This window comes from Paraglaciecola sp. L1A13 (genome assembly GCF_009796745.1).
Taxonomy (GTDB): Bacteria; Pseudomonadota; Gammaproteobacteria; order Enterobacterales; family Alteromonadaceae; genus Paraglaciecola.
The window spans coordinates 1675455-1701789 of record NZ_CP047024.1 but is presented as its reverse complement, the minus strand read 5'-3'; the positions used below and the strand labels follow the sequence as shown (position 1 = coordinate 1701789).

Annotated in this window: 19 protein-coding genes; 9 read left to right on the top strand and 10 right to left on the bottom strand. The window is 42.0% G+C overall.

Going from position 1 to position 26335, the window contains the following annotated elements:
* Positions 1 to 163: 163 nt before the first annotated feature.
* Genes glgX through malQ form a run of 3 tightly spaced genes read right to left on the bottom strand, consistent with a single transcriptional unit; the run spans position 164 to position 6678 of the window.
* Complete coding sequence (gene glgX / locus GQR89_RS07165) at positions 164 to 2239, bottom strand: glycogen debranching protein GlgX (protein WP_158769413.1); 2076 nt, start codon at positions 2237 to 2239, stop codon at positions 164 to 166.
* Between the two features lie 3 nt (positions 2240 to 2242).
* Entirely contained in the window at positions 2243 to 4432 is a 2190-nt protein-coding gene (glgB, locus tag GQR89_RS07160; RefSeq protein ID WP_158769412.1) for a 1,4-alpha-glucan branching protein GlgB, read from the bottom strand.
* A gap of 50 nt (positions 4433 to 4482) precedes the next feature.
* Positions 4483 to 6678 (bottom strand): 4-alpha-glucanotransferase, encoded by a 2196-nt coding sequence (gene malQ, locus GQR89_RS07155; protein WP_158769411.1) that lies wholly within the window; start codon positions 6676 to 6678, stop codon positions 4483 to 4485.
* Between the two features lie 210 nt (positions 6679 to 6888).
* Between malQ and gap the strand changes: the two genes are divergently transcribed.
* Both gap and GQR89_RS07145 read left to right on the top strand, forming a co-directional pair.
* Entirely contained in the window at positions 6889 to 7884 is a 996-nt protein-coding gene (gene gap, locus GQR89_RS07150; protein WP_158769410.1) for a type I glyceraldehyde-3-phosphate dehydrogenase, read from the top strand.
* A gap of 74 nt (positions 7885 to 7958) precedes the next feature.
* Positions 7959 to 8798, top strand: coding sequence for a D-hexose-6-phosphate mutarotase (locus tag GQR89_RS07145; RefSeq protein ID WP_158769409.1), 840 nt, complete (start codon positions 7959 to 7961; stop codon positions 8796 to 8798).
* Positions 8799 to 8936: 138 nt separating this feature from the next.
* Here GQR89_RS07145 and pnp read toward each other — a convergent pair whose 3' ends face one another.
* The 5 genes from pnp to GQR89_RS07120 all read right to left on the bottom strand — a co-directional run bounded on the left by pnp (position 8937) and on the right by GQR89_RS07120 (position 17267).
* Positions 8937 to 11048 carry a polyribonucleotide nucleotidyltransferase gene (gene pnp, locus GQR89_RS07140; protein WP_158769408.1) on the bottom strand — a complete coding sequence of 704 codons (2112 nt, stop codon included), beginning with the start codon at positions 11046 to 11048 and terminating at the stop codon, positions 8937 to 8939.
* Positions 11049 to 11472: 424 nt separating this feature from the next.
* The gene (locus tag GQR89_RS07135) at positions 11473 to 12765 is read right to left on the bottom strand and encodes a pectin acetylesterase-family hydrolase (protein WP_158769407.1); all 1293 of its coding nucleotides are present in this window, start codon (positions 12763 to 12765) and stop codon (positions 11473 to 11475) included.
* A gap of 582 nt (positions 12766 to 13347) precedes the next feature.
* The gene (locus GQR89_RS07130) at positions 13348 to 14019 is read right to left on the bottom strand and encodes an RluA family pseudouridine synthase (protein ID WP_199271380.1); all 672 of its coding nucleotides are present in this window, start codon (positions 14017 to 14019) and stop codon (positions 13348 to 13350) included.
* On the bottom strand, positions 14016 to 15581 hold the full coding sequence (gene rmuC / locus GQR89_RS07125) for a DNA recombination protein RmuC (RefSeq protein ID WP_233269111.1): 1566 nt from the start codon (positions 15579 to 15581) through the stop codon (positions 14016 to 14018). The genes GQR89_RS07130 and rmuC overlap by 4 nt, the downstream gene beginning before the upstream one ends.
* Before the next feature lie 162 nt (positions 15582 to 15743).
* Positions 15744 to 17267: a fumarate hydratase gene (locus tag GQR89_RS07120; RefSeq protein ID WP_158769406.1), complete on the bottom strand. Its 1524-nt coding sequence runs from the start codon at positions 17265 to 17267 to the stop codon at positions 15744 to 15746.
* A 185-nt stretch (positions 17268 to 17452) separates the two neighbouring features.
* Between GQR89_RS07120 and pabB the strand changes: the two genes are divergently transcribed.
* The 3 genes from pabB (at position 17453) to GQR89_RS07105 (ending at position 21021) form a co-directional block, all read left to right on the top strand.
* Complete coding sequence (gene pabB / locus GQR89_RS07115; RefSeq protein ID WP_158769405.1) at positions 17453 to 18889, top strand: aminodeoxychorismate synthase component I; 1437 nt, start codon at positions 17453 to 17455, stop codon at positions 18887 to 18889.
* A 4-nt stretch (positions 18890 to 18893) separates the two neighbouring features.
* Positions 18894 to 19499, top strand: a complete 606-nt coding sequence (locus tag GQR89_RS07110) for a CoA pyrophosphatase (protein WP_158769404.1) — start codon at positions 18894 to 18896, stop codon at positions 19497 to 19499.
* 148 nt (positions 19500 to 19647) lie between these two features.
* Complete coding sequence (locus GQR89_RS07105) at positions 19648 to 21021, top strand: L-serine ammonia-lyase (protein WP_158769403.1); 1374 nt, start codon at positions 19648 to 19650, stop codon at positions 21019 to 21021.
* A gap of 121 nt (positions 21022 to 21142) precedes the next feature.
* Here the strand turns inward: GQR89_RS07105 and cysB are convergent, their stop codons facing one another.
* Positions 21143 to 22117, bottom strand: coding sequence for an HTH-type transcriptional regulator CysB (cysB, locus tag GQR89_RS07100; RefSeq protein WP_158769402.1), 975 nt, complete (start codon positions 22115 to 22117; stop codon positions 21143 to 21145).
* 195 nt (positions 22118 to 22312) lie between these two features.
* On the opposite strand from cysB, the gene GQR89_RS07095 reads away from it, so the two are divergent.
* The gene (locus GQR89_RS07095) at positions 22313 to 23005 is read left to right on the top strand and encodes a sensor histidine kinase KdpD (RefSeq protein ID WP_158769401.1); all 693 of its coding nucleotides are present in this window, start codon (positions 22313 to 22315) and stop codon (positions 23003 to 23005) included.
* Between the two features lie 86 nt (positions 23006 to 23091).
* Positions 23092 to 23817: a hypothetical protein gene (locus GQR89_RS07090; RefSeq protein WP_158772174.1), complete on the top strand. Its 726-nt coding sequence runs from the start codon at positions 23092 to 23094 to the stop codon at positions 23815 to 23817.
* Between the two features lie 52 nt (positions 23818 to 23869).
* Here GQR89_RS07090 and GQR89_RS07085 read toward each other — a convergent pair whose 3' ends face one another.
* Positions 23870 to 24763 carry a LysR family transcriptional regulator gene (locus GQR89_RS07085; protein WP_158769400.1) on the bottom strand — a complete coding sequence of 298 codons (894 nt, stop codon included), beginning with the start codon at positions 24761 to 24763 and terminating at the stop codon, positions 23870 to 23872.
* 118 nt (positions 24764 to 24881) lie between these two features.
* On the opposite strand from GQR89_RS07085, the gene GQR89_RS07080 reads away from it, so the two are divergent.
* Together GQR89_RS07080 and GQR89_RS07075 are read left to right on the top strand one after the other, a co-directional pair.
* Positions 24882 to 25598 (top strand): CoA transferase subunit A, encoded by a 717-nt coding sequence (locus tag GQR89_RS07080; protein ID WP_158769399.1) that lies wholly within the window; start codon positions 24882 to 24884, stop codon positions 25596 to 25598.
* Positions 25599 to 25610: 12 nt separating this feature from the next.
* Complete coding sequence (locus GQR89_RS07075) at positions 25611 to 26267, top strand: 3-oxoacid CoA-transferase subunit B (RefSeq protein WP_158769398.1); 657 nt, start codon at positions 25611 to 25613, stop codon at positions 26265 to 26267.
* Positions 26268 to 26335 lie beyond the last annotated feature (68 nt).

Below are 26335 nucleotides of genomic sequence, written 5' to 3'. Positions count from 1 at the left end.
AATCAACATCGTTCATCTATCTCGAGCAAGCCTACTATTTACAGCAAAGACAGGCATAAAGATCGAGCCAGTATTGAATTAGGAATGGTGAATAATACAAGACTACTGACTTGACGCTGTCCAAACCACAAACAGCGCCAGAGCATTCAGTATCAACAGCGAGTTAGATAGCGTTAAACAGACAAATACTATTACTGATCTGTTTGTAACAATTATTCACAATTACATCAGGTTGCTCGTTTAAATCAGCATATTGAGTATCAAGTATCAGCTTCCAGCGTTGATTACCAAAATACGCTGGGCAGTTGAACTTCACGTCATGATCACTAGCATTAAACACCATTAACCAATGTTCTGTTGTCTCTCCGGTGCTGGACTCTTCACCACGCAACTCAAAAGCAAAACATTGATTATTCGGATCGTTCCAATCATCTTCTAATTTTCGAGCACCATCGGGTCGGTACCAATAAATTTTGGCGACATTATGCGCTAAATCATAGTTATCATCTTGCAGTTGTAAATGATGCAACAAGACGCTTTGTCGACGAATGCCAATAACATAACTGCAAAAATCTAAGAATTTTTGGCTCGTTTTATCTAGATCCCAATCCAACCAACTGATGGGATTATCCTGGCAGTAGGCGTTATTATTACCTTGCTGAGTGCGACTTAACTCATCGCCCCCTAATACGTGAGGTATCCCCTGCGATAATAACAAAGTGGTAAACAGATTCCGTTTTTGTCGTTCACGAATTTCGATTATTGCGGGATCATCAGTTGGTCCTTCAACGCCATTATTAGACGATAAATTATGACCATGGCCGTCACGATTTTGCTCGCCATTGGCTTCATTGTGTCGCTCTTGATAGCTGACTAAATCGTGTAAGGTAAATCCATCGTGATAAGTGATGTTATTGACCGAGGTTAAAATAGAACGTGTTTCTTTTGGAAATACATCTCTGGAGCCAAGTAAACGAGTAGCAAAATCGCTAGTTGTACCCTTATCACCGCGCCAGAATGCCCGCACGGTATCGCGATATTTGTCATTACATTCCAACCAATTCGACGGAAATTGCCCTAAGCGATAACCGCCATTACCGATATCCCACGGTTCTGCAATAAGCTTACATCCCACAAGGACAGGATCTTGACGTATCGTTCTAAAAAAGCCTGATAACGTTGAAAACTCGTAAGGATCACGACCGAGACTAGCCGCTAGGTCAAAACGAAAGCCATCAACCCCCATTTCCTGTACCCAATAACGTAGTGCGTCCATGACCATTTTAAGTACATACGGAAATGCCGTGTTAACGCTATTACCACAGCCAGAATTATTGACGAATTTGTTATAATCAATCGTTCCGTATTCATTGCGCTCAAATAGATAAAAAGACGAATTGTCTAACCCTTTAAACGACAGAATAGGCCCATCTAAGCCCCCTTCTGCCGTGTGATTGAACACCACATCTAAAATAACCTCAATACCAGCCTCATGAAAAGTATCCACCATCGTTTTAAATTCACCGATGGCATCTTTTACTGCGTATCTGGGTTCTGGGCTAAAATAATTAACCGGGTTGTAGCCCCAATAATTAGTCAGCCCTTTGTTCGTTATATAAGGTTCAGGCATAAATGCAGCTACTGGCATCAGTTGAACCGCACTAATTCCCAAACGTTTTAGATGTTTAATCACTTCAGGCTGACATAGCCCCAAAAAGGTACCTTGCAACTCAGCCGGTACTTTAGGGTGCTGCGCTGTCATGCCTTTTACATGCGCTTCATATAGTACGGTGTGATCAAGGGGTATATTAGGCTTTGCGGGACGATCTGTGGCCAAAATATTAGCCACGACCACACTCTTGGCGATCATTTTTTGACTATCACCGGCATACAACTTCGCATCCCAATGCATTGGCCTACTTAGGGATTTAGCATAAGGGTCAATAAGCAATTTTTCAGGCTTAAAATGAAATCCTGGCGTATCTTTACTTCCGCCGGAAGTGCGATAACCATATAACTGATTCGCTTGAATGCCTTCAATGTAGCAGTGCCATATTTTGCCCGTTTTTGCCGGCATATCGATAATCGCAATTTGCTCTTCATCTTTACTGCTAAATAAACATAATTTTACGCTTTCAGCATTAGGACAATGCACTGCAAAGTTACAGCCGTTTTCATCAAGCACAGCACCTAAATAGGTACTGGTTCCTGATTGAACCCGATAATTCACCCCTGTCATCGATTACTTACCCTTATATAAAATAAACACTGTCGCCAACGGCGGTAATGAAAAGCTAACAGAATATGGTTGGTTCTGCCATGGCGTTTTAGTTGCCGTCATATGGGCACTAAGATTGAGACCGCTCCCCCAATATTTTTTGTCATCAGTGTTAAGCAACACTTTATATTCGCCGAGTTCTTTTACGCCAAGACGGAAATTTGTTCGTGGTATCGGGGTAAAGTTACTCACAGCATAAACTTTCTGCTTGCCACCTGTAGATTGACGCAACATCGCCAAGGTACTTTGCTCGGAATTTTCATGGTCAATCCATTCAAAGCCTGTGTAGTGATGGTCTAATTCATGTAACGCTGGGTAATGAGCGTACATGTTATTTAAATCACGAAACAACGACTGGATCCCACTGTGTTTTTCGTACTCAAGCAAATGCCAATTAATCGAACTATCATGATTCCATTCCTCAGCCTGTCCAATTTCATTCCCCATGAAGTTCAGCTTTTTACCTGGGTGAGCATACATGAATGCCGCATAACAACGCAGATTTGCCGCTTGTTGCCATTCATCCCCAGGCATTTTACGTAACAATGAACCTTTACCGTGTACGACCTCATCATGCGAAATAGGCAATACAAAGCTCTCGTCGAATGCATAAACCATACTGAAGGTAATTTCGCCATGGTGATAACGACGGTAGGACGGATCTTTGGAAATGTAATGCAATGAATCATGCATCCAGCCCATGTTCCATTTGAAGCCAAACCCTAAGCCACCTTCAAATACCGGACGTGATACTTTAGCGAACGACGTAGACTCTTCTGCTATCGTCATGGCATTTGGATAATGGGAATAGACCTCTTTGTTCATCCATTGTAATAAACTAATGGCTTCATAGTTATGATTACCGCCATCAACATTCGGTATCCAATCGCCATCTTCTCTTGAGTAATCTAAATAAAGCATCGATGCCACCGCATCTACACGCAGTCCATCAATATGATATTTGTCTAACCAGAATAAGGCATTCGCAACCAAAAACTGACGTACCGTGTCTTTACCAAAATCGTAAATACAAGAATTCCAATCAGGATGCCAACCTTTACGTGGATCTTCATATTCGTAAACATGGGAGCCGTCAAACCGTGCTAAACCATGCCCATCTTCAGGGAAATGCGCTGGCACCCAATCGATGATCACGCCAATGCCATTCTGGTGACATTGATCGACAAAATATTTGAAGTCATCAGGACTACCAAAGCGGCTTGTAGGCGCAAACAAACCAACGGGTTGGTAACCCCACGAACCATCAAACGGAAATTCCGAAATAGGCATTAATTCGATATGGGTATACCCCATATCAGTCACGTACGGAATAAGTTGTTCGACTAATTCCCGATAGCTTAAATATCTTTCTTTAGAGCCCTCACTAGGGCGCTTCCAAGAGCCCAAATGAACCTCATATATGCTCATAGCTTGTGTATATTTATCGCCCTTAACTTGCTCTTGCCACTGACTGTCATTCCATTGGTATTGTTCGTGATCAAACACCACTGAAGCATGAGAAGGGTATTGTTCAGCATAGAAACCCACTGGATCAGCTTTATGAGGCAACTCGTTGCCTGCTCCGTCTTTTATCTGATACTTGTATTTATCACCTGCTTTAACGCCCGGCACAACCAGTACCCAGTAACCGAAATCGGTTTTCTGCATCGGTAAACGTGAACCATCCCAGTAATTAAAATCACCTACAATCGCCACAGAGCTAGCATTGGGTGCAAAAACGGCAAATCGAGTCGCGCTAATAGGATCCTTTAAACCCACATCTAAATCGATTAACTGAGCGCCAAGTTGCTCATATACATTTTTAGGTAAATGGTCGACAAAATGTACCGCGTGGAATGCTTGATCTTGAAATTGATAAGGGTCGATAATGCGATACGATCCTTGGGGGTTTTTCACTTCAAAGGCGTACACGCTAGGTGGCTTACCATCAGCAAACTCAGCACTAAACAAATCACTTGTATCTTGCTTGTTAAGCGTCCCGATTACACTCTGCGTAGCTAGGTCAACAACTTCGACCACTGTGGCATTAGGTATCCAAGCGGTAATTGAAAATGACGTTTCAGATTTGGTTAAACCAAGATGAGAGAATGGAAAGGTACATTGTGCACTTTGTAGCTGTTTTTCTATTTGCATTGTGTCGCCTTGCAGTGTTGGCGGACTGCTTAACAGACCGCCGGGATTATTTATTGCTTGGCTTGACGTCTAGCTTCTGTCAAGCGTTGAGCTAATGCCTGTAACTCAGGATTATTAAATATCATCTGTAAACTCTGAGTCAACTTTCGTTGCCAGTTTGGATACTCGTTAAACGTTCCTGGAATATTAACGGGTTTATCCATTTCTAACCAATCTTCTAATTGCAAACTCAGCAAAGAGCTAGATCCTTTTGCCATATGGGTTTGCATGCCAAAATTTAATTCTTTCGTCATGCCGACTTGATTCACATCTCGACTAATATTATCCGAAATAGAACCATGACCGTGCAGCGTATCTAAAATGGCTTGTTTGTTATCATGTCTGCTCTGATACAACTGTGCAAGGATCTCTTCTGTCGGATATAAACCGAGTTCTTTGCCTAACTCTAAATCATCACAGTGCCAAAAGCCCTTCAGAGTCGGCATATCGTGCGTTGTAAGTGTCGACATAGATTGAATGGGGTAATCACTCGGTGAATAGAACCCGCCATCTTTGGCCTGTTCGAAAAAGAATACTCGATAAGAATAAACGCCATTATCAGCCAATTTCTCACGAATTTCATCGGGTACCGTCCCTAAATCTTCACCAATCACCATCGACTGATTACGATGACTTTCAAGCGCTAAAATAGCTAGCAAATCATCTACTGGATAATAAACATAACCACCTTGTTTGGCAGTATCGCCTTTAGGCACCCACCATAGTCGCAGTAAAGCCATAACATGATCAATACGTAGCGCACCTGTTGCATGCATATTCGCGCTAAACAATTCAATGATCGGCTGATAAGCCTGCTCATAAAGTTTGTGCGGATCCATTGGCGGCAAACCCCAACTCTGCCCTAAAGGACCTAATATATCTGGCGGTGCCCCGACACTTGCGTCCGTGCAATACAAATCTTTGTTACCCCAAATTTCGGCACTACCTTCGCTAACACCTACTGCTAAATCACGATAAAGACCAATCTGCATATTATGCTCTTGGGCAACGTTATTCGCTTTTTCAAATTGCAGTGCTGCTTGCCACTGCAACCATAAGAAAAACTGCACTCGATCGGCATTTTCTTTAGCAAAAATCTCAACCGCAGGTGAATTAAAGTCGGCATATTCGTCAGGATAAACAGGCCATCCCCAAGAAGCTTGCCCATTACTCGCTAGATTTTCTTGCAACGCATCGTACACAGCGATGGTTTGCAAACTTTCACCACCTTGTTCAATAAACGCCTTAAACGAATCATTTTGAGCTGTATTTTGTGCAAGATATTGCTTTCGTTGCCAATCAAAAACAGCACTTAATGCCTCAAGTTTCAACTTAACAACACTAGGGTAATCCACTAAATTGGTATCACGCGCCTGTGTTAATGCATTCTGAAATGAAGGTTTGTTAACTAAATCTTGAACGCTGTTTTGAGCGTAGCCATCCGTGGCTTTCACATCAATATAAATAAAGTTAAGCCAACGGCGAGAAGATGGGCCATAAGGGCTACAACTAGCAGGATTCGCTGGGTATAGCGAGTGAATTGGGTTTAAGCCAATAAAGTCAGCACCGGTTTTAGCAGCCTCGGCTGTCAAATAAGCAAGGTCGCTGAAATCCCCCACTCCCCAGTTATTATCACTACGCAAACAGTAAAGCTGAACGCTCAAACCCCACACTTTGTTACCATCCAATAAAGTCTGCGGTTGATAACAAGCTTTAGGTGCAACTATGATACGCATTTCAGCTAAAGACTCATCATCAACAATCAATGCTAAATCGTGATATCCCAGAGGCAACTCACGATTTATGTGGATCAAATATTCATGGAATTCTATTTCGTCAATATGATTAACATTAACCAACTCACCGTCTATGGGTTCGAAGGCCTGTTCAACTTTCTCACCAGATTCTAACGTAACGGTCGCAATGTACTCGTCAGTCACCAACTCAATAGGTAATCTAACGCAAAACGAGAGTGAATCATTGATATGCAAAACATGAACTGGGTTCAGAGGTGACAACCAATCTTTAATCATGTCTTGTTTCACTTGCTGCTCGAGGGTAGATTGATCATCCACTTGGTACCCCATCACACTTAACAATTTTTTCTTAACTGAAGATTCGATGGTTGCGGGTTTACCCCAAGCATCGGTGTAATGAGACTCTATACCACGATGCTCTACGAGCTGGTCAATCAATGAAACTGTCATTAACGTTTAATTCCTATAGATGGGACTGATTTCAGCTTACTATTATTAGACAAATGTTGCGCTAGGCGAAGCTGAATACGTTTGCATTAAATAAAACTGTAACAAAATAACATTTTACAGCGATTATTTTGCCTTATTTAGCGATTTAGTCCATAATTTCGTAATTATATTTCATAATTCGCAATTGCGACCCGTCTAGAGGATTTATACATGACTATTAAAATTGGTATCAACGGTTTTGGCCGTATTGGTAGATTTGTTTTTCGCGCAGCATGTGAGCGCAGTGATATCGAAGTAGTCGGTATCAATGATTTATTAGACGCAGAATATATGGCATATATGTTGAAATACGATTCAACTCATGGCCAATTCAAAGGTACAGTTGAAGTAAAAGACGGTCATCTTATCGTAAATGGTAAAACCATCCGAGTTACTGCTGAGCGCGATCCTGCTGATCTTGCTTGGGGCGAAGTGCAAGCCGAAGTAGTTGTTGAAGCAACAGGTTTATTCTTAACAGATGAAACTGCTCGCAAACATATCACCGCTGGAGCTAAGAAAGTTGTCCTTTCTGCGCCCTCAAAAGATGACACACCTATGTTTGTTATGGGCGTTAATGATGAGACATACGCTGGCCAAGAAGTGGTATCAAATGCGTCATGTACTACAAACTGTTTAGCACCTCTTGCTAAAGTATTGAACGACAACTTTGGTATTGTTGATGGTCTAATGACAACTGTACATGCTACCACAGCGACGCAAAAAACGGTTGATGGTCCATCTCATAAAGACTGGCGTGGTGGACGTGGTGCTTCACAAAATATTATTCCTTCATCAACTGGCGCTGCTAAAGCGGTTGGAAAGGTCATTCCTGAGCTTAACGGTAAACTAACAGGTATGGCATTCCGCGTGCCGGTGGCTGACGTATCAGTTGTTGATTTAACGGTTAACCTTGCCAAGCCAGCGACTTACGCACAAATTTGTGCCGTTATGAAAGCGGCATCTGAAGGCGAGTTGAAAGGTATCATGGGTTATACTGACGACGCTGTTGTGTCTCAAGATTTCATCGGTGACACTCGTACATCTATCTTTGATGCAACTGCAGGCATTGCGTTAACTGATACGTTTGTTAAATTAGTATCTTGGTACGACAACGAAATTGGTTACTCAAATAAAGTATTGGATTTGGTTGCTCATATTAGCAAATAATTCTATAAGGCTTTATTCCAAAAAGGCAGTCATCTACACTAGATAACTGCCTTTTTTTGATCTTAAGGAACTCTATGCTGCTTTCACAAACTGCTTCTTTAATCCCCCAAGACAACATTGAGATGCTCATTATTGATAATGACCATGCCCACGCGACGATTTCATTATTCGGAGGACACATACTTAGTTTTATACCCAAACACGATGGCGTTCAACGTTTGTGGTTAAGTAAAAATGCTCGACTTGATGGTAAGCACCCGATCCGTGGCGGTATTCCCATTTGCTGGCCTTGGTTTGGCCCTCATAAAACACAAAGTGAGTTGGGCTCTCACGGCTACGCACGTAATCAAGCTTGGCACGTGGCAGACTGTGCAGAGAAAGATGGGAATACCATAGTATGCTTAAAGCCAGCAACCACAAAAGGCCAAGGATTTGTCGGACAAACGCATCTAAGCCTAATTATTACCGTTGGCTGCGAAATGCGTATTCAACTGATCACTGAAAACATCGGCGACCAACCTTTTACCTACACTGGAGCTTTGCATAGTTATTTTCATGTTGATGACATTGATAAATGTAGGCTTAACGGTTTGACAGGTGAGTATGAAGATAAGTTACAAGCCTATAAGCGCTTTGACACCCCTACCCCCTATTCGATTCATGGTGAGACTGACAGGGTGCATTTAGTTACACCTGCTGAGTTAACAATAGAGTGTAATGGCCACACTACTCACATTCACTCAAGTGGCCATGACAGTATAGTTGTATGGAACCCATGGTCAGAAAAATCCCATAACATGCAAGATATGGAAGATGACGGTTACCGGAAAATGGTCTGTGTCGAAACGGCAGTCACGCAAAATGAAACCATTTTGCCTGGCCATAAACACATGCTTGAACAAGTGATTAGTTAACGTAAACTTGCTACGAAGTCCCCATTCAGTCCTGTTTACTGAGCACAAAAAAAGGAGCTTAAGCTCCTTTTTAAATCGTTTACGTAGATACTAACTTACGCTAGGTTATTGCAATAACCTAGCGGGTTAATTCTATCGTTACTGATTGCCTTCAGCTGACGCTTCTGGTTTTTCTAGCAACTCTTTAATACTTAAACGTACACGGTTTTGGCGATCAATTTCCATGACTTTTACGTCAATGATTTGGCCTTCAGATAAATGATCAGACACTTTATTCACACGCTCATGAGCGATTTGTGAAATGTGTACTAGACCTTCTTTACCCGGTAGAATTTCAACGAATGCACCAAAATCAACAATACGTGTCACTTTACCTTGGTAAGTTTTACCTGCTTCCACATCAGCCGTTACTTGCTCAATTTTGCTGATCGCAATATCGGCTTTAGCACGCTCGGTAGCGAAGATTTTAATCGTACCATCATCTTCGATTTCGATGTTTGTATCAGACGCTTCAGTAATAGAACGGATCATAGCACCGCCTTTACCGATAACTTCACGAATTTTGTCTTGGTCGATTTTTAATGTGTAAATGCGCGGCGCAAATTCAGACATTTCATCACGGTGACCAGAAATCGCTTCGTCCATTACACCCAAAATATGCAAACGTGCTTCTTTTGCCTGTTTCAAGGCAACTTGCATGATTTCTTGAGTGATACCTTCGATTTTGATATCCATTTGAAGAGCAGTAATACCATTAGTGGTACCCGCTACTTTAAAGTCCATGTCACCTAAGTGATCTTCATCACCCAAGATGTCAGAAAGAACAACGAAGTTTTCATCGTTTTTCACAAGGCCCATGGCGATACCAGCCACCGATGCTTTAATTGGAACACCTGCATCCATCAATGCCAAAGACGTACCACAAACAGACGCCATTGAAGACGAACCATTCGACTCAGTGATTTCAGATACAACACGCACTACGTATGGAAATTCTTTTTCAGACGGCATAACCGCTTGAATACCACGCTTAGCTAGACGGCCATGGCCGATTTCACGACGCTTAGGTGAACCTACAAAGCCCGTCTCACCAACACAGTAAGGAGGGAAGTTATAATGCAACATAAAACGGCTATCAACTTTGCCGTTCAAGCCATCAATCATCTGTGCATCACGCTCTGTACCGAGTGTTGCAGCAACGATTGCTTGTGTTTCACCACGGGTGAACAAAGCAGAACCATGAGTACGCGGTAAAATACCCGTCGCAACGTCAAGTGCGCGGATCATCGCAGGATCACGACCATCGATACGCGGCTGTCCTGCTAGAATGCGTGAACGTACTACGTCACTTTCAAGCTCATGCAATAACTCAGATACTTCTTTAGCGTCTTGCTCAGCATCCGCTTCAACAATCGCAGCAACAGTTTTTTCAGTTAATGCAACGATAGCGTCTTTACGGGCCATTTTGTCAGAGATTTGATAAGCCTCTGTCATTTGCGCTTCAGCTAATACTTTGATTTTATCTTTTAAAGTAACGTTCGCAGGTTCGGCAACCCAGTTCCACTTAGGCGTGTTTACTTCAGCAGCAAATTCGCTCACTGCATTAACAACAGTTTGCATTTGCTCATGACCGAACATAACAGCACCTAACATCACGTCTTCAGACAAGATATCAGCTTCAGACTCAACCATTAATACCGCACCTTTGGTACCGGCAACGACTAAGTCTAACTGGCTGTTTTCTAATTCAGATGTACGTGTGTTTAATACGTATTGACCATCGGTATAACCTACTCGAGCTGCGCCAACAGGACCATTGAATGGCATACCTGAAATAGCAAGTGCAGCAGAAGTACCGATAAGTGAAATAACATCAGTTGGAATTTCAGGGTTAGCTGAAACAACAGTGATAATAATTTGAACTTCATTCATGAACCCATCAGGGAACAATGGACGAATTGGACGATCGATCAAACGAGACGTTAAGGTTTCGTATTCAGAAGGACGACCTTCACGCTTGAAGAATCCACCAGGGATTTTACCTGCAGCATAGGTTCTTTCTTGGTAGTTAACCGTTAGCGGGAAGAAGTCTTGACCTGGCTTGGCGTCTTTTTTACCAACAACAGAAACCAATACTGATGTGTCGTCCATGCTTGCCATAACAGCAGCAGTTGCTTGACGAGCGATTACGCCCGTTTCTAACGTTACAGTATGCTGACCATACTGAAATGATTTAGTAATAGGAGTCATTTTTTTCCTTTAAATTTTAACTAATGCTTTCTATATCGCTTTTAATTGCGGCGCATAGTATAGCGGTATGGCGTGTCTAAAAATAGCAGCTGGAGGGAAATAACCTAGAAAAACGTACTTTTAATTGTGCTTGAATGTGTATCTACACAAAGCTCGCCATTTTTGTGAAAGTTTTATGAACATATTATTTTTTAGAGCTTCAATAAATCAAACTAAAAAGCGTTCTAAAAGTTTAGCGGTTAGCACCGCTTTAACGTTTTACATTGTAAGTCTGAAAAACGCGATTTACCTATCAGTGACCATATTTATCGTCATTTTCCTAAGTCGATATTTTGCATTGTTATTAAATATGGCGAAACGAAAGAGGTCAAATAACTGACCTCTTTAACTTCTTATATTCTCATTTTCAAACGGTTAAAGCAGATTATTGCCCATCGTACTGCACGCTATGGTCATGAATTCGTCCTGAATAAGCAAAGTGCGCTAACCATCGACTGAATTTTACATTTTGTGCACTGCGTTCATCGTAAAATGGATGGGGAATATCATCAGTTGCAAAATCATCTGTGAGTATCGTATGTACGTTACCTTCTCCGATGTAGTATTGGTAGTTGTGCGTTGTCTCAGACAGATATTCAAATGATGCTGTCATGCGCGCATTCCACTCGGCAAAATACAAATAGTCTGAGGGGCCCAATTCCCAAGTGAATGGATTAAAGTTTCCTAAGTCATTTTGATCCATCACCTTGAAGAACAACACTTGTACAAAATCTAGTTCAGTAGAATACTGCGCAAAGCTATTTCTTGGGTAGTTTTGTGAAAGTCGTTGAAATAAATCTATATTGAGTCCTGATGCACTAAATGTACTTAAATCATCGGCGAAAATTGGCGCCAATGTTTGTTGCAAATTCCATTTGCTATCTGAACTAAAAACTTCATTTACGAAGCCTTCGGTAACAACCGATGCAGATGCATCCGCGAACAGAGCCACTTTTGTTTTAGGAAATGCAGCTTGAATATAAGGGAAGTTCAACGTAGCGCCATAACCACCAGCGCTAGAACCTGCGACAAGTAATTTATTAATTTTATTTTTTCGGCCAGAAAAACGATTTTTCATCCATTCACGTACCGCCATAGAGTTGTCATAGCCATGATGTTTGACTGTAACAGGAGCCCCAGCAAAGCCTGTAATACTGCCGTCTACGTCATTGTAAGTGACATCATTTGACCCCGCATGAAGATCCCCTGTGCAATAAGGGATAAATACCTTACTCCAATTTTTGAAAGGGTTTTTGCGGTTTTCGTCATCAAATACTCCACCTGCATCGATAGGAGAGTTTTCATCTAAGACCGATGGATTATACGTCGGGCGATTACCTTCAACACTGGCCAGTGCTAATGACGCAACACAAGTTGCATCATTCCAACAAGAACCACCGCCATTGAAATAGACCAACACATTTTTACTTTTTCCTTCTTTAAAATAAAACCTAAATGAATTGTCAAGTGGCGTCCCGTCAATAGGACTTGGCACGGAATCAAAAGCGCAGGCCGGAGCTATTGTCTGGGAAACCCCTTCGTCGTCTATAATTTCCATTTGCGAGGCAACAGAAATGGTTTGCCATTCGTTATTTTTGTGCTTGTTATGCCCATGTTTGGCCATGATGGGTAAAGAACTGATTAGCAGAATACCGCCAATTAGATATTTGATTTTCATTATATTCACTCCATGTGTTTTATTTTTAAGGTGCTGACTGAACGGGTAAAGCAATAGGTTAGGTAAGTACTCAATAGATTTGCAAGGTGCACAACATTGATACACCACAACATCACGAAAAAGCAATACTTAACGGCTCAGATATAAAAGGCTGTTTTTTTTCCCTTCCTAACTGAAATGAATTATAAACAGGTTTATATTTAGAGGAAATAATTTAATTACCGATCCAACCTGATTAATTCTCGAAAATTATGAATGAATTCAAAACAATAGGTATTAACCTTTGGTATATAACTGCGACTAAGATAATGCAACAAAAGTCATATAAAGAGAGCTATTTTGCTCATTGAAAAGGAAAATAATAATATTGATATCAACAGCAAAAATGTGCGTAACGGGTGTAAAAAACCACCTTCAATGCGAAAAAATAAACTCACTGACAGAAGCAAATAAAAAGAGGTTTTAATCTTAGCGGTGTATGAACAGTATGGTATCTTTTATAGTATCTACGCGATTAACGCTTAGGTAAAAATATAGCTATCAAGAACAATTCTATATCCTTTTCCATCGGTTTATGGATGGTTAAAATGGGCATGGCGCTTCGACTTGCATCACCTCTTTAGTATAGGGATGCAGAAACTTAATAAAATGGGCATGTAACATTAAGCGCGAAGCCAAATGTTCACTTTCACCACTACCGTATAAATCACAGCCTAAAATTGGATGCCCCATAGCTAAGCTGTGTATTCGTAACTGATGAGTGCGGCCGGTCTCAGGCGTGAACTCCACCCGACTTCGCGCGGGATTGTCTAGATAATCCACCACTTGATACTGACTGATTGATTCTTTACCTGTTTCCCAGCATATTTTTTGACGAGGGAAATTGGGCGGATCCCTGGCAATGGGTACAGATACCCTGCCCTCGGCGTTTTCAATATGCCCTAACAAAATACTTATATAACGCTTTTTAACACTACGTTGCTGAAACTGCTTAGTCAGGCAAGCATTACTCGTTTTATCTAGCGCCAATAACAATACGCCCGATGTGCCAAAATCCAATCTATGTGCCATTAAGGCAGATGGAAACTGCTGAACAAGCCGGTAATGAACAGAATCTTTATTTAACGGATTTTTGCCTGACAAACTTAATAAGCCGCTAGGTTTATTAACAGCTAACACATAATCATCTTGATACAAAACTGTCACCGACTCTTTGCAAGGCGGCGCAATAAAGGTATCAAATATCTGGGTCATAACAATTTCTCGGTATTTTGCGTCAGGCCAACAGAAACATCGTTGACGCTTTTTTGGGATCCGGTTTGTGAGCTATTTTCGCTGTGCTCTTCATCATCGTCTTGTAACAAGCGCGCATCCAGCTTTTTATTTGACTGAACCCCAAGCTCTCTAAATTGTTCAGCCTGACGTATAAGATTCCCTTTGCCAGTCGTCAATTTATTCATTGCAGCGTCATAATTGCGCTGGGTAGACTCCATAGACTTACCGACCTTTTCCATATCATTAACAAAGCCGTGAAACTTGTCGTAAAGCTTCCCAGCATTAGCGGCTATTTTCTGTGCATTTTGATTCTGATATTCATACTGCCAAATATTATTAATAGTACGCAATGCCACCAGCAAATTTGTTGGGCTGACCAACATAATATTGTTATCGAATGCCAGTTTGACTAGCTCTGGTGCATGTTCTGCCGCCAATAAAAATGCCGGTTCAATAGGGATAAACATTAACACATAGTCAAGGGTACGCAGTCCCTTTAGGTCTTGATAATCTTTGCTACCCAGTTCCTTGATGTGATTACGTAAAGATGCAACATGTTGATTTAAATATACAACTCTTGACTCTTCATGCTCTTCGTTAAAATAGCGTTCGTAAGCAGCTAACGAAACTTTAGAGTCGATAACGACATCTTTGTCGTTGGGTAAGTGCACCACGACATCGGGTTGATAGCGCTTGCCACTATCATTTTTAAGCGCTACCTGGGTGTTAAATTCATGACCTTCACGCAGACCAGACTCTTTCAATACACGTTCAAGTACCACCTCCCCCCAGTTTCCTTGTTGTTTATTGTCGCCTTTGAGGGCTTTCGTTAATGCTGCAGCATCATGCGTGATCTGCTGATTAAGTTCTTTTAAGCCTAGAATTTCAGTTTTCAACGACGCGCGCTCTTGTCCTTCACGCACATACTGCTCACTTACTTGCCTCTTAAACCCCTCTATTTGGTCTTTCAAAGGATTTAGTAGCGCATCGAGTCCTGCTTTACTAGATTGCTGGAACGATGTGTTTTTTTGCTCGAAAATTTTATTTGCTAAATTTTCAAACTGTTGCTGTAAACGTTGCTCTGAGGATTCGAGCAAAGCGCGTTTTTCATCACTTGAAATTTTTTCTTGCTCAAACCGCGCTGTTTTCTCTGCCAGTTCTTCACGTAACTCACCAGCATGTTGCTGAATTTGCTGATAATGACCTTGCCAACGTTTACTGTCTTGCTCCAACGCAGACACTCGAGCCACTTGCTGCGTGAGTTGTCCTAGCTTATTTTGTAGACTTGCCTGCTGCTCTTGTGCAGTTCTGTTTTCGCTAAGTGATTCTTGCAGGGCAGTTTTTAAATCCAATACTTGTTGTTGGTTATAGGCTTGAGATTGCTGGAAATTATATTCGAGTTGCGTCTTAAGTTCTGTCCGCCTGCGGGCTGAAAAAAAAGCATTCACTAGCCACCCTAAAAGTAAGCCAACTGTCGCTGCCGCACCCAGTAAAATAAGCAAATTAGGATCGTCAAAAAAGGGATGTTCAAGAAAATTCATAGAGTGATAATGATCCTTAAAGAAACGGTTAATCAAAAAGTAATAGTAAGAAAAAGGATAACTCAGCGATGATGAATTAACGTAGCTGAATCCTTCCTTGAAAAACACCATAAAAAAAGGCGCCATCAATACGGCGCCTGTTGTCTAGTATCAAAACAGCTGTTAGCCCTTTGCGTAAGCCTCTTGGATTTTAACTTTCCAAATAGCTGGGCCAGTTTCGTGGGCATTTGCACCCGTGCTGTCCACTGCAACGGTAACCGGCATGTCTTGTACATCGAACTCGTAAATCGCTTCCATACCTAAATCTTCAAATGCCACGACTCGTGACTTTTTAATGGCTTTAGACACTAAGTACGCCGCACCGCCTACTGCCATTAAATACACTGCTTTGTGCTTAGCAATACTGCTAACGGTAGCAGGACCTCGCTCGGCTTTACCGATCATGCCAATAAGGCCTGTTTGGTCTAACATCATGTCAGTAAATTTATCCATGCGGGTAGCGGTAGTAGGTCCGGCAGGGCCAACCACTTCATCGCCTACTGCATCAACAGGCCCTACGTAGTAAATGAATCGATTTGTTAAATCGACACCTTCGGGCAGGCCTTCACCATTTTCTAGCATAGTTTGAATACGTTTATGAGCAGCATCGCGACCCGTTAACATTTTACCTGACAGTAGTACGGTTTCGCCCACTTTCCATTCTTGAATATCTTGTTTAGTAACATTATCTAGATTCACTCGACGGGTATCTTTACTCACTTCCCAAGTAACTTCTGGCCAATCACTTAAATCTGGCGGAGTAAATTCTGCAGGTCCTGAACCGTCCAAATGAAAATGTGCATGACGGGTTGCCGCACAGTTAGGGATCATCGTCACGGGTAATGATGCAGCGTGAGTTGGTAACGATTTTATTTTAACATCGACAACCGTCGTTAAACCGCCCAGTCCTTGAGCGCCTATGCCTAAATCGTTTACTTTTTTAAATATTTCAAGACGTAGTTTTTCTTCCGTGCTTTGCGCACCGCGTTCCATAAGTTCTTGAATATCCACAGGATCCATCAAGCTTTCTTTAGCCAGTACAGCTGATTTTTCTGCCGTACCGCCAATACCTATTCCTAACATTCCAGGAGGACACCAGCCCGCACCCATGGTAGGTAATGTTTTCACAACCCAATCAGCGATACTGTCATTAGGATTTAACATAACCATTTTAGATTTATTTTCTGAACCACCGCCCTTAGCGGCAATCATTATCTCAATACCTTCACCTGGCACAGTATCGATGTGCACGACAGCTGGGGTATTATCTTTGGTGTTTTTGCGCGCGCCCGCAGGATCAGATACGATTGACGCCCGCAATGGATTCTCTTTATTGTTGTACGCACGGCGGGTTCCTTCATCAACCATTTGTTGAACGGTCAAATCGGTTTTATCCCATTGCACGGCCATACCAATTTTCACAAAGCACGTCACGATGCCAGTATCCTGACATAGAGGACGTTTACCTTCAGCAGACATACGTGAGTTAATTAGAATTTGTGCCATAGCATCTTTTGCTGCCTGACTTTCTTCCTTGTTGTAGGCCTTTTCGACTGCCTTAATATAATCCAATGGATGGTAATAGGAGATAAACTGCAAAGAATCTTCAATACTATCGATAAAGTCCTGTTGTCGGATAACAGCCATAAATGCCTCTTGTTTGATATGTCACAAAAATTCGACAATGTGATGCCAAAAATATCGACAATTGTCGTTCGTTAGTGGCGCTTATGATAACCTGTGAATCAACTTTGCTCCACGATAAATCGCCTAATACACCTTGCAATGAGATGTTTTGGCGCAAATTAAATAGCTAGATAAAGCGTTACACAATGGAAAACCTTGATTTGCCAACTTTGACCATCACCCCGTTGAACATACCTAAACATTGTGCGATGAGTTATTTATTCGCACATTTTGCTCAACAAAACTGGGCTATATTGCTGGACTCAGCTAACAGCAGTCATGTAGATGGACGATTTGACATAATGGTCGCGGACCCCATAGCGACCTTAGTGACGGTTGGTAAACAAACTCAAATCAGTTTTCTGAACGCCCCAACAAACGATTACCTCAGTGAAGCCAACCCAATGGAATTAATTCAGTCTGTACTCGATTTAAGTTTAGGTAAACAGAAATCAATCATTGAGACTCAATCGCTGCCTTTTAAAGCAGGGGCAATGGGCTATTTCGGATATGATTTAGGTCGTCGCTTCGAAAGCTTCCCTACTATTGCAAACAACCCATATTCTGCGCCCGATATGGCAGTGGGTATTTATAATTGGGCGGTGATAAAAGATAACGAAGTTGACCAGTTTTACTTATGTCATTTGCCAATTGAACAAGGCGACACCGTACCAAGTATCAGTGCACTACAAAATATGTTGAATTCTTCAGCCAACCCTCTGAATAATCAAAGCGAACCTTTTACCCTTAGTAGTCAATGGCAATCCAATATGGATAAAAGCGCCTATGTTGATAAAATTGGCAAAATTCATAACTACTTGCATGCAGGTGACTGTTATCAAGTCAATTTAGCGCAACGTTTTAGTGCTTCATATAAAGGAGACGAATACCAAGCCTACCTGCGTTTAAGGAATGCCAATAAAGCACCATTTTCTGCATTCATCCGTATTCCAGATTCAGTCATTATCAGTATTTCTCCTGAACGTTTTTTATCGGTGGATAGAAATGGCAAAGTACAAAGCAAGCCGATAAAAGGGACTCGACCCCGTTCAACAAATAATGAAATCGACCTTAAAAACATTCAGGTACTGAAAAAATCAACAAAAGATCAGGCTGAAAATTTAATGATTGTGGACTTGCTACGCAATGATTTGAGTAAAACGTGTGAGCCAAATTCAGTGACGGTACCGGCATTATTTGAGATTGAAAGCTTTGCCGCCGTGCATCACCTTGTATCCACCGTTACAGGGCAACTTGCAGCTAACATTTCTGCACTTTCATTATTGCAAGGGGCGTTCCCTGGTGGCTCGATCACCGGCGCGCCCAAAATACGCGCAATGCAAATAATAGAAGAACTCGAGCCTGACAGACGTAATATTTATTGCGGTAGCATTGGCTACATAGGTGTCGAAGGCGATATGGATAGTAATATTTGCATACGCACGCTGTTGTTAGAAAACTGCCATCTTTACTGCTGGGCTGGGGGTGGTATTGTGTTAGATTCAACTGCACTAGAAGAATATCAAGAAAGCCTCGACAAAGTGTGTAAAATATTGCCCGTGCTATTAAAAGAGAATATGTAAACGTATGACTAAAAATGAATTTCTCTCACGTTTTCATCATGCTCGCACTATCCCGATTGAGCGTGACTACCCGCTGCATAGCGCTGGAAAACCAGCCGCGGTTTTAATGCCTATGTTAGAAAGACGTGGGCAACTCAGTATGCTATTTACCCTTCGCTCTAGACACTTAAAGCACCATGCCGGTCAAGTCAGTTTTCCAGGTGGTAAGCAAGAGCCAAGCGACGACAATTTACTCACTACCGCCCTTAGAGAGACACATGAAGAAATTGGCGTTCACCCCCAGTGCATTGAAGTAATAGGCAATCTTCCGCTTTATCGCACAGTAAGTCGCTATGAAGTAGTACCTTACGTAGGTTTCGTACAAATGCCACTCGAACTGATCTTAGACACCAATGAAGTTGAATCCGTATTTGAAGTGCCCCTTAACTTTTTGCTTGATAAAAACAATCATTTTATTCACTGGGTCAAACGTAAAAATGCTCAGCAACATCCGGTATATTTTATAAAATGGCATGATCAAGTGATCTGGGGTGCGACGGCAGCCTTTGTGCGTGTTTTGTCTAATCACATCGCATCTGATGCCTATTCCAGCGAAAATACTATTTTCTGAGCTCAAACCTAGTAGCGTAAGCATCATATTTGCATCGCAACAGAATGTTTACATTGTCCAGTGCCAATATATCCAAACTACACGTTGTTCATCCCTCTACAAACCTGCACAATTGTCGTCTTCATTATTTAATAGGTTATGCGTTTTTATGATCAGTGTTTTTGATATGTTCAGTGTTGGCATCGGCCCTTCAAGCTCACATACCGTTGGCCCAATGCGAGCGGCAAAAGAATTTAGTCAGCAATTAAAAAACCTGAGCTTATTTGAAAAAACGGATGAAGTTCGTGCAGAACTATTTGGTAGCCTGGGGCAAACAGGAAAAGGTCATGGCACGGGCAAAGCGGTCATTTTGGGTTTATTAGGTCACGCACCTGAAACCATTGACGCAGGTGCCGTCGACGATATGTTGGCAGAGGTGGAGCAAAGTCAAAAGCTACTTTTAGACCACAGTCTCCCAGTTCGGTTCGCAGCTAAAGATGCCATTGTATTCCATCGACGTAAAACCCTCCCTCATCACGCTAACGGTATGACAATCCATGCTCTGCACAAAGGCGATATTATTGCTTCACAATCTTATTACTCTATTGGTGGCGGCTTTATTATCCGCGCGGAAGATTTTTTAGAGCAGAAAACGGCGGCGCTTACCTTAGTCGAGAAACCTGTACCCTTCGCTTTTTCAAGTGCTGAAGAGCTTGTGCGTTTGTGTAAAGAAAATGGCTTTTCAATTAGTTCGTTGATGTATAAAAACGAGCAAGTTTTTCAATCAAAAGATGAGATTACCGCCAAGCTTTGGCATATTTGGCAAGTCATGCATGAATGTATACAAACAGGTATTAAAACCGAAGGGATATTACCAGGCGGTTTAAAAGTGACACGGCGCGCACCGGGGTTACACCGTCGTCTACAAAGTGAGAAAAATGCCGATCCCATGGTGGCTATGGACTGGGTTAATCTTTTTGCATTAGCGGTAAACGAAGAAAATGCTGCAGGCGGACGTGTAGTAACCGCACCAACTAATGGAGCTGCGGGCATCTTGCCCGCAGTGTTGGGCTATTTTGATAAATTTGTACGCCCAGTAGATGAAGATATCGTCAGTCGGTATCTACTCACCGCGGCAGCCATTGGAATTTTGTATAAAAAGAACGCGTCAATATCCGGTGCCGAAGTCGGCTGTCAAGGTGAAGTAGGCGTGGCGTGCTCTATGGCCGCAGGAGCGTTAACCGAAATTATCGGCGGCTCAGTGGACGCAGTAGAAAACGCAGCAGAAATAGGTATGGAACATAATCTTGGTTTAACGTGCGATCCAGTAGGTGGTTTAGTGCAAGTACCGTGCATTGAACGTAATGCAATGGGTGCGATAAAAGCGATAAATGCATCACGCCTGGCACTTCGAGGAAGCGGACAACATAAGGTGTCCCTCGATAAAGTCATTAAAACCATGTGGGACACAGGTAATGATATGAAATCCAAATACAAAGAGACGGCCAGAGGGGGTTTAGCAGTAAATATCATCGAGTGTTAGCGCAATGTTGAGTCAGTAAAACACCAACACATAAAAAAGAGGCAATTTATTGCCTCTTTTTTATGTGTTATTGGCGATTAATGCCCGATAACAAGATGTTAGTCACAGACCATTCTCGTTATTACTTAACAGGTAAAGTCAGACCTTTAAACATGCGCTCAACTTCGTCATTATTTTTCTGCATCATGGCTTTCTCTACCACGCTCTTCGTTAAATGCGGTGCAAAACGCTCGATAAAATCGTACATATAACTGCGTAAGAATGAGCCTTTTCGGAAACCAATTTTGGTGGTGCTATATTCGAATAAATGGCTGGCATCTATTTTAACCAAATCACCGTCGAGCTTATCATCTACCGCCATTGACGCAATAACACCGATGCCGACGCCAAGGCGTACGTAAGTTTTAATAACATCAGCATCTGTTGCGGTAAAAACTATTTTAGGATCTAATCCTGCGCGGCTAAACGCCTGGTCTAACTCTGAACGACCAGTAAAACCAAATACATAAGTAACCAATGGGTACTGTGCAATATCTTCAATAGTGATAGAAGTATTTTTTGCCAGTGGGTGGTCGCGGTTAACGATAATACTGCGATTCCAATGATAACAAGGCAAAAATACCAGATCGTTATACAAATGCAATGCTTCGGTAGCGATAGCAAAATCAGCCTCACCTTTCGCGGCTAAGTCACTGATTTGTGAGGGTGTCCCTTGATGCATATGCAATGAAACACGAGGGTATTTATTCATAAACCCCTTGATCACATCAGGCAATGCATAACGGGCCTGAGTATGGGTTGTAGCAATATTTAGCTTACCTTGATCAGGTAAAGTATGTTCTCTGGATACCGCTTTTATGCTTTCAACCTTGGCCAAAATTTCCCGTGAAATATTAATCACGTCCTGCCCGGCATCAGTTACATGTGTAAGGTGCTTACCGCTACGGCCAAAAATTTGCACTCCCAACTCATCTTCTAGCATACGCACTTGTTTACTAATACCAGGCTGAGAGGTGAACAAACTTTCGGCCGTGGCCGACACATTCAGATTATTGTTGAGCACCTCAACGATGTAACGAAGCTGTTGTAATTTCATGGCTATGCCTTGATTGTTATATTCAGAGTTATATTTATATTAATTTCTTATATACCTAGTGGCCAATTAATTCTATAAAATTTTCAAAAAATGACGAAAAAATTCTGTATTGTAGGCCACTAAATCATTGTAAACTAAAGAATACTCGATTTTTATGCTAGTGTATTCAAGTCATTTACAAGCCCAAGGTCAAGTATGAACAACAACGGACAGATTGATTTTGCCACAGTATTAGCCTCAGCGGTGCACGACATGAAAAATTCTTTGTGCCTGCTTATTCAATCAATCGAAGATCTTGGGCGAACCCTTAAAGATCAAGACAGCGAAGTCGGTGAACACTTCGCATCTGCTCACTATGAGGCGGCACGTCTAAACACTGGTTTAGTGCAACTATTGTCATTATATCGCGCGGGCATGAATAATATGCCAATAAACATAGACGAACATTATGTCGAAGATGTAGTTGACGAAATTTTAGCAGCCAATGAGAGCTATATAAATCATAAAAATATCACCCTAAACATTGAGCAAGAGCCCGACTTAATGGGATACTTCGATTCAGACTTAGTTGTTTTACTGTTAAATGATATGCTGATTAATTCCATGCGTTACTCCAACAAGCATATTTTGCTCAGAGTATTTCACAACGATCAATACCTAATATTCGAAGTACAAGACGATGGACCAGGTTATCCCCAGAGTATGCTTGAAGCAAACACGGCAACCATGCATGATTTCGATCTAAGTCAAGGAAGAACAGGCCTTGGCTTATTTTTTGCTAGATTAATTGCACAAGCCCATAAAGCGCACGATAGCGTTGGGTCTATATCGCTCGCCAATGGTGGCAATTTAGGCGGCAGCGTATTTACCTTAAAAATCCCTGTTTAAAAAATTTTATATTCAGGCAAGCGGTGAGAATAGAGTAATAAATGGTTTTCCCAATAATAATTGTGCTTATAGTGTCTTTGATTGTCATGGCGATCATCGTTAATGCCGTGCAGCAGCACCGTAATAAGGTTGAGGCCGAAAAGCGTGTAGAAGTAGCAAAGCAGAAGAACGTAATTGATGAAACAGAAGAAATTTTGTTGGCGGCAGAGCACATTCCCGTTAGTCAGCAACTAAAATTCATTTTACAACAACGAATACTCAACGCCTTAAAAATCATCGGCCAAGTTAATCCAGGCGTAATGGATATTCGCAGTCGAATAGCGAATACTGCCAGTAAACTCAAAACCTTGGCAGAGAAGAATCAAGAATCAACCTTTCCCGACACTTTTACGTTGCCCTCTAACGACAAACAGGTAGTGCTGTATATTAAATGTGTCAAAAAGATGCGTGGGCTGGTGCGATCTGAATACACCAAAGGGCGTGTAGATAGCAGCACATTTATGCATGAGGATAAATATTTAGAGCGACTACAACTTCGCGCGAACGTTGAAACACTGATGCGCAGAGCCGATACATCCATGCAAGCTCAACAATTGGGCTCGGCTCGTCAATGTATTGAAAAAGCCATTACCGCTCTTGATAGTCAGTCCCAGCCTGACGATTACATTATACAAAGAAAACTGGAACTTGAAGGGCAACTTAAGAAGATCCAAGATAGCTTGCGCAGTGCAAATACAGAAGATGTACTGAAACGTAAAGAATCTGAACGAAATGAATTAGATGAATTGTTTTCTGAGAAGAAAAAGTGGTAATAAGCCACATAGCTTAATTCTCATATCATAAGAACTACCATTCGGTACGGTCTTAAAGTTTCGGAGTATGTTGACTTACCCAATCCCATAATGCCTGGGCTGAAACTGACATATTACTTTGCTGCTTTTTGAGCATTCCTACCCGTTTACTCAATCCTTCCCCCTTAATTGGTAGACAAACTAATCCTAATCTCTGCATTTGCTGTTCACATAACCCTGGTACAATCGACACCCCCAATCCATGTTCCACAAATTGTCCTAACGTTGCCAATTGCGAGGCTTCTGCCACCATACTCAGTTTTAAATCCAAAGTTTCATAGTGGCTATCTACCCATCGACGTATAGCTGAACCGCGATTCATCGCGATAAATGGATATTGCGCAAGTTGCGCCCAGCTCAATGTAGTGTATTTAGTTAACGGATGGCTCTGGGGCACCACGGCGATAAACTTATCAGTGAACATGGGAAAAAACGTTAAACCATCTAATTGCTCAGTCTCAAATGTAAAACCCAAAGCCACCCTTTCGTCAGATACCGCTTTTATAACCTGTTCCATCACAATGTCAGAAACACTCACCTTCACATTGGGGAAGTGCGATTGGAATTGCAACAATATTGACGGCAAATGCCCAACAGCAAAAGATGGCATTGCAGCAATAGACAATTTACCTCTCCCCATAGAAAACACTTGTTGCAAATCGCCAAATGCATCTTGCCAATCGTTAACCAAACGTATCGCCGTCGGCAGAAAATCTTGTCCTTCGGGGCTCAACTGTACCTTACGAGTCGTGCGCGAAAATAACGAGCCTCCAACCTGCTCTTCCATTTTTTTAATAGCACTTGATAAAGCTGGCTGTGACAAAAACATTTTTTGCGCCGCTTCAGCAAACGTATTCGACTGGGCAACTAGCACAAATGCTTGAAGCTGGCGATATGAAACATTCATTGTCTATTCCTTCATGCTCATTAATAGATTTTATTTATCAATAAGCATATTAATTCAACTTTACTATCAAAAGATAGTCTCTATATTGATGTTAAATAAACGTAAACGAGGAATAAACATGGCAGGGTTTGATAAAGTTGTAACCAGCTACGCAGAAGCGATGGCAGGCTTAGAAGACAACATGACCGTCATTGCTGGCGGGTTCGGTTTGTGCGGGATCCCTGAAGGTCTTATTGGACAGATAAAAAAAATGGGGACCAAGGGCCTCACTATCGTTTCCAATAACTGCGGTGTAGATGGGTTTGGCTTAGGATTACTTTTAGAAGACAAACAAGTAAAGAAGATGATCTCTTCATACGTCGGTGAGAACGCGTTATTTGAACGTCAATTATTAGATGGTGAATTGGAAGTGGAATTAACCCCACAAGGCACTCTTGCGGAAAAGATGCGGGCGGGCGGTGCAGGTATTCCGGCCTTTTATACCGCGACGGGCTACGGCACTCCAGTTGGTGAAGGCAAAGAAGTCAAGGAATTCAGCGGTCGGCCTTACATAATGGAAGAGTCAATTACCGGTGACTTCGCAATTGTCAAAGCCTGGAAAGCAGACCGCTACGGTAACTGCATATATCGTCACACAGCACAAAACTTTAATCCAATGGCCGCCACAGCAGGCAAGATCACGGTACTTGAAGTCGAGGAGCTCGTTGAACCGGGTGAGCTTGAACCTAGTCAAATTCATACGCCTGGTATTTATATTAATCGGGTGATTGTAGGCAAATTTGAGAAACGCATCGAACGTAAAGTATTAGCAAAAACATCTAATGAGCAAGGGTAATAGGAGATCATCATGGCATTATCTAGAGACCAAATCGCAATGCGTGTGGCACAAGAATTTCACGACGGTGATTACATCAACCTAGGAATAGGTATTCCAACCCTTGCCGCGAATTTTGTTCCAGCAGGTTTGCAAGTCATGCTGCAATCAGAAAATGGTTTGTTGGGCATGGGTCCTTATCCTACAGAAGAAAACGTTGATGCTGATATGATCAATGCTGGAAAAGAAACCGTTACCGCTGGTGTGGGCGCATCAATTTTTAGTTCAGCTGAGAGTTTTGCAATGATCCGAGGGGGGCATGTTGACGTGACCGTGCTAGGCGCATTTGAAGTCGACGTTACCGGAAGCATTGCGTCATGGATGATCCCGGGTAAACTGATTAAAGGGATGGGAGGCGCCATGGATCTTGTCGCTGGGGCGAAGAATATTATCGTGACCATGACCCACGCAGATAAACACGGTAATTCAAAACTGCTCGAAGCGTGCACCCTACCACTGACGGGTGTGAACTGTATTAACCGTATTATTACTGATTTGGCGGTTATCGAAGTTAAAGACGGTGCATTTTATTTATTAGAACGAGCACCAGGGGTGAGTATTAATGAAATTAAAAATAAAACAGCGGGTAAACTGATTGTCGTTGCTGATGTTCCAGAGATGCAAGTGTGACATTGTCACTTGAAAGCGAAAACTAAAATAAAAACTCCATAATTAGCGCGGCAATTGTATAATGCGCT

Coding starts and splice junctions, on each gene's coding strand:
- glgX (WP_158769413.1), bottom strand. CDS start 2,239: ATGACAGGGGTGAATTATCGGGTTCAATCAGGAACCAGTACCTATTTA.
- glgB (WP_158769412.1), bottom strand. CDS start 4,432: ATGCAAATAGAAAAACAGCTACAAAGTGCACAATGTACCTTTCCATTC.
- malQ (WP_158769411.1), bottom strand. CDS start 6,678: ATGACAGTTTCATTGATTGACCAGCTCGTAGAGCATCGTGGTATAGAG.
- gap (WP_158769410.1), top strand. CDS start 6,889: ATGACTATTAAAATTGGTATCAACGGTTTTGGCCGTATTGGTAGATTT.
- GQR89_RS07145 (WP_158769409.1), top strand. CDS start 7,959: ATGCTGCTTTCACAAACTGCTTCTTTAATCCCCCAAGACAACATTGAG.
- pnp (WP_158769408.1), bottom strand. CDS start 11,048: ATGACTCCTATTACTAAATCATTTCAGTATGGTCAGCATACTGTAACG.
- GQR89_RS07135 (WP_158769407.1), bottom strand. CDS start 12,765: ATGAAAATCAAATATCTAATTGGCGGTATTCTGCTAATCAGTTCTTTA.
- GQR89_RS07130 (WP_199271380.1), bottom strand. CDS start 14,019: ATGACCCAGATATTTGATACCTTTATTGCGCCGCCTTGCAAAGAGTCG.
- rmuC (WP_233269111.1), bottom strand. CDS start 15,581: ATGAATTTTCTTGAACATCCCTTTTTTGACGATCCTAATTTGCTTATT.
- GQR89_RS07120 (WP_158769406.1), bottom strand. CDS start 17,267: ATGGCTGTTATCCGACAACAGGACTTTATCGATAGTATTGAAGATTCT.
- pabB (WP_158769405.1), top strand. CDS start 17,453: ATGGAAAACCTTGATTTGCCAACTTTGACCATCACCCCGTTGAACATA.
- GQR89_RS07110 (WP_158769404.1), top strand. CDS start 18,894: ATGACTAAAAATGAATTTCTCTCACGTTTTCATCATGCTCGCACTATC.
- GQR89_RS07105 (WP_158769403.1), top strand. CDS start 19,648: ATGATCAGTGTTTTTGATATGTTCAGTGTTGGCATCGGCCCTTCAAGC.
- cysB (WP_158769402.1), bottom strand. CDS start 22,117: ATGAAATTACAACAGCTTCGTTACATCGTTGAGGTGCTCAACAATAAT.
- GQR89_RS07095 (WP_158769401.1), top strand. CDS start 22,313: ATGAACAACAACGGACAGATTGATTTTGCCACAGTATTAGCCTCAGCG.
- GQR89_RS07090 (WP_158772174.1), top strand. CDS start 23,092: ATGGCGATCATCGTTAATGCCGTGCAGCAGCACCGTAATAAGGTTGAG.
- GQR89_RS07085 (WP_158769400.1), bottom strand. CDS start 24,763: ATGAATGTTTCATATCGCCAGCTTCAAGCATTTGTGCTAGTTGCCCAG.
- GQR89_RS07080 (WP_158769399.1), top strand. CDS start 24,882: ATGGCAGGGTTTGATAAAGTTGTAACCAGCTACGCAGAAGCGATGGCA.
- GQR89_RS07075 (WP_158769398.1), top strand. CDS start 25,611: ATGGCATTATCTAGAGACCAAATCGCAATGCGTGTGGCACAAGAATTT.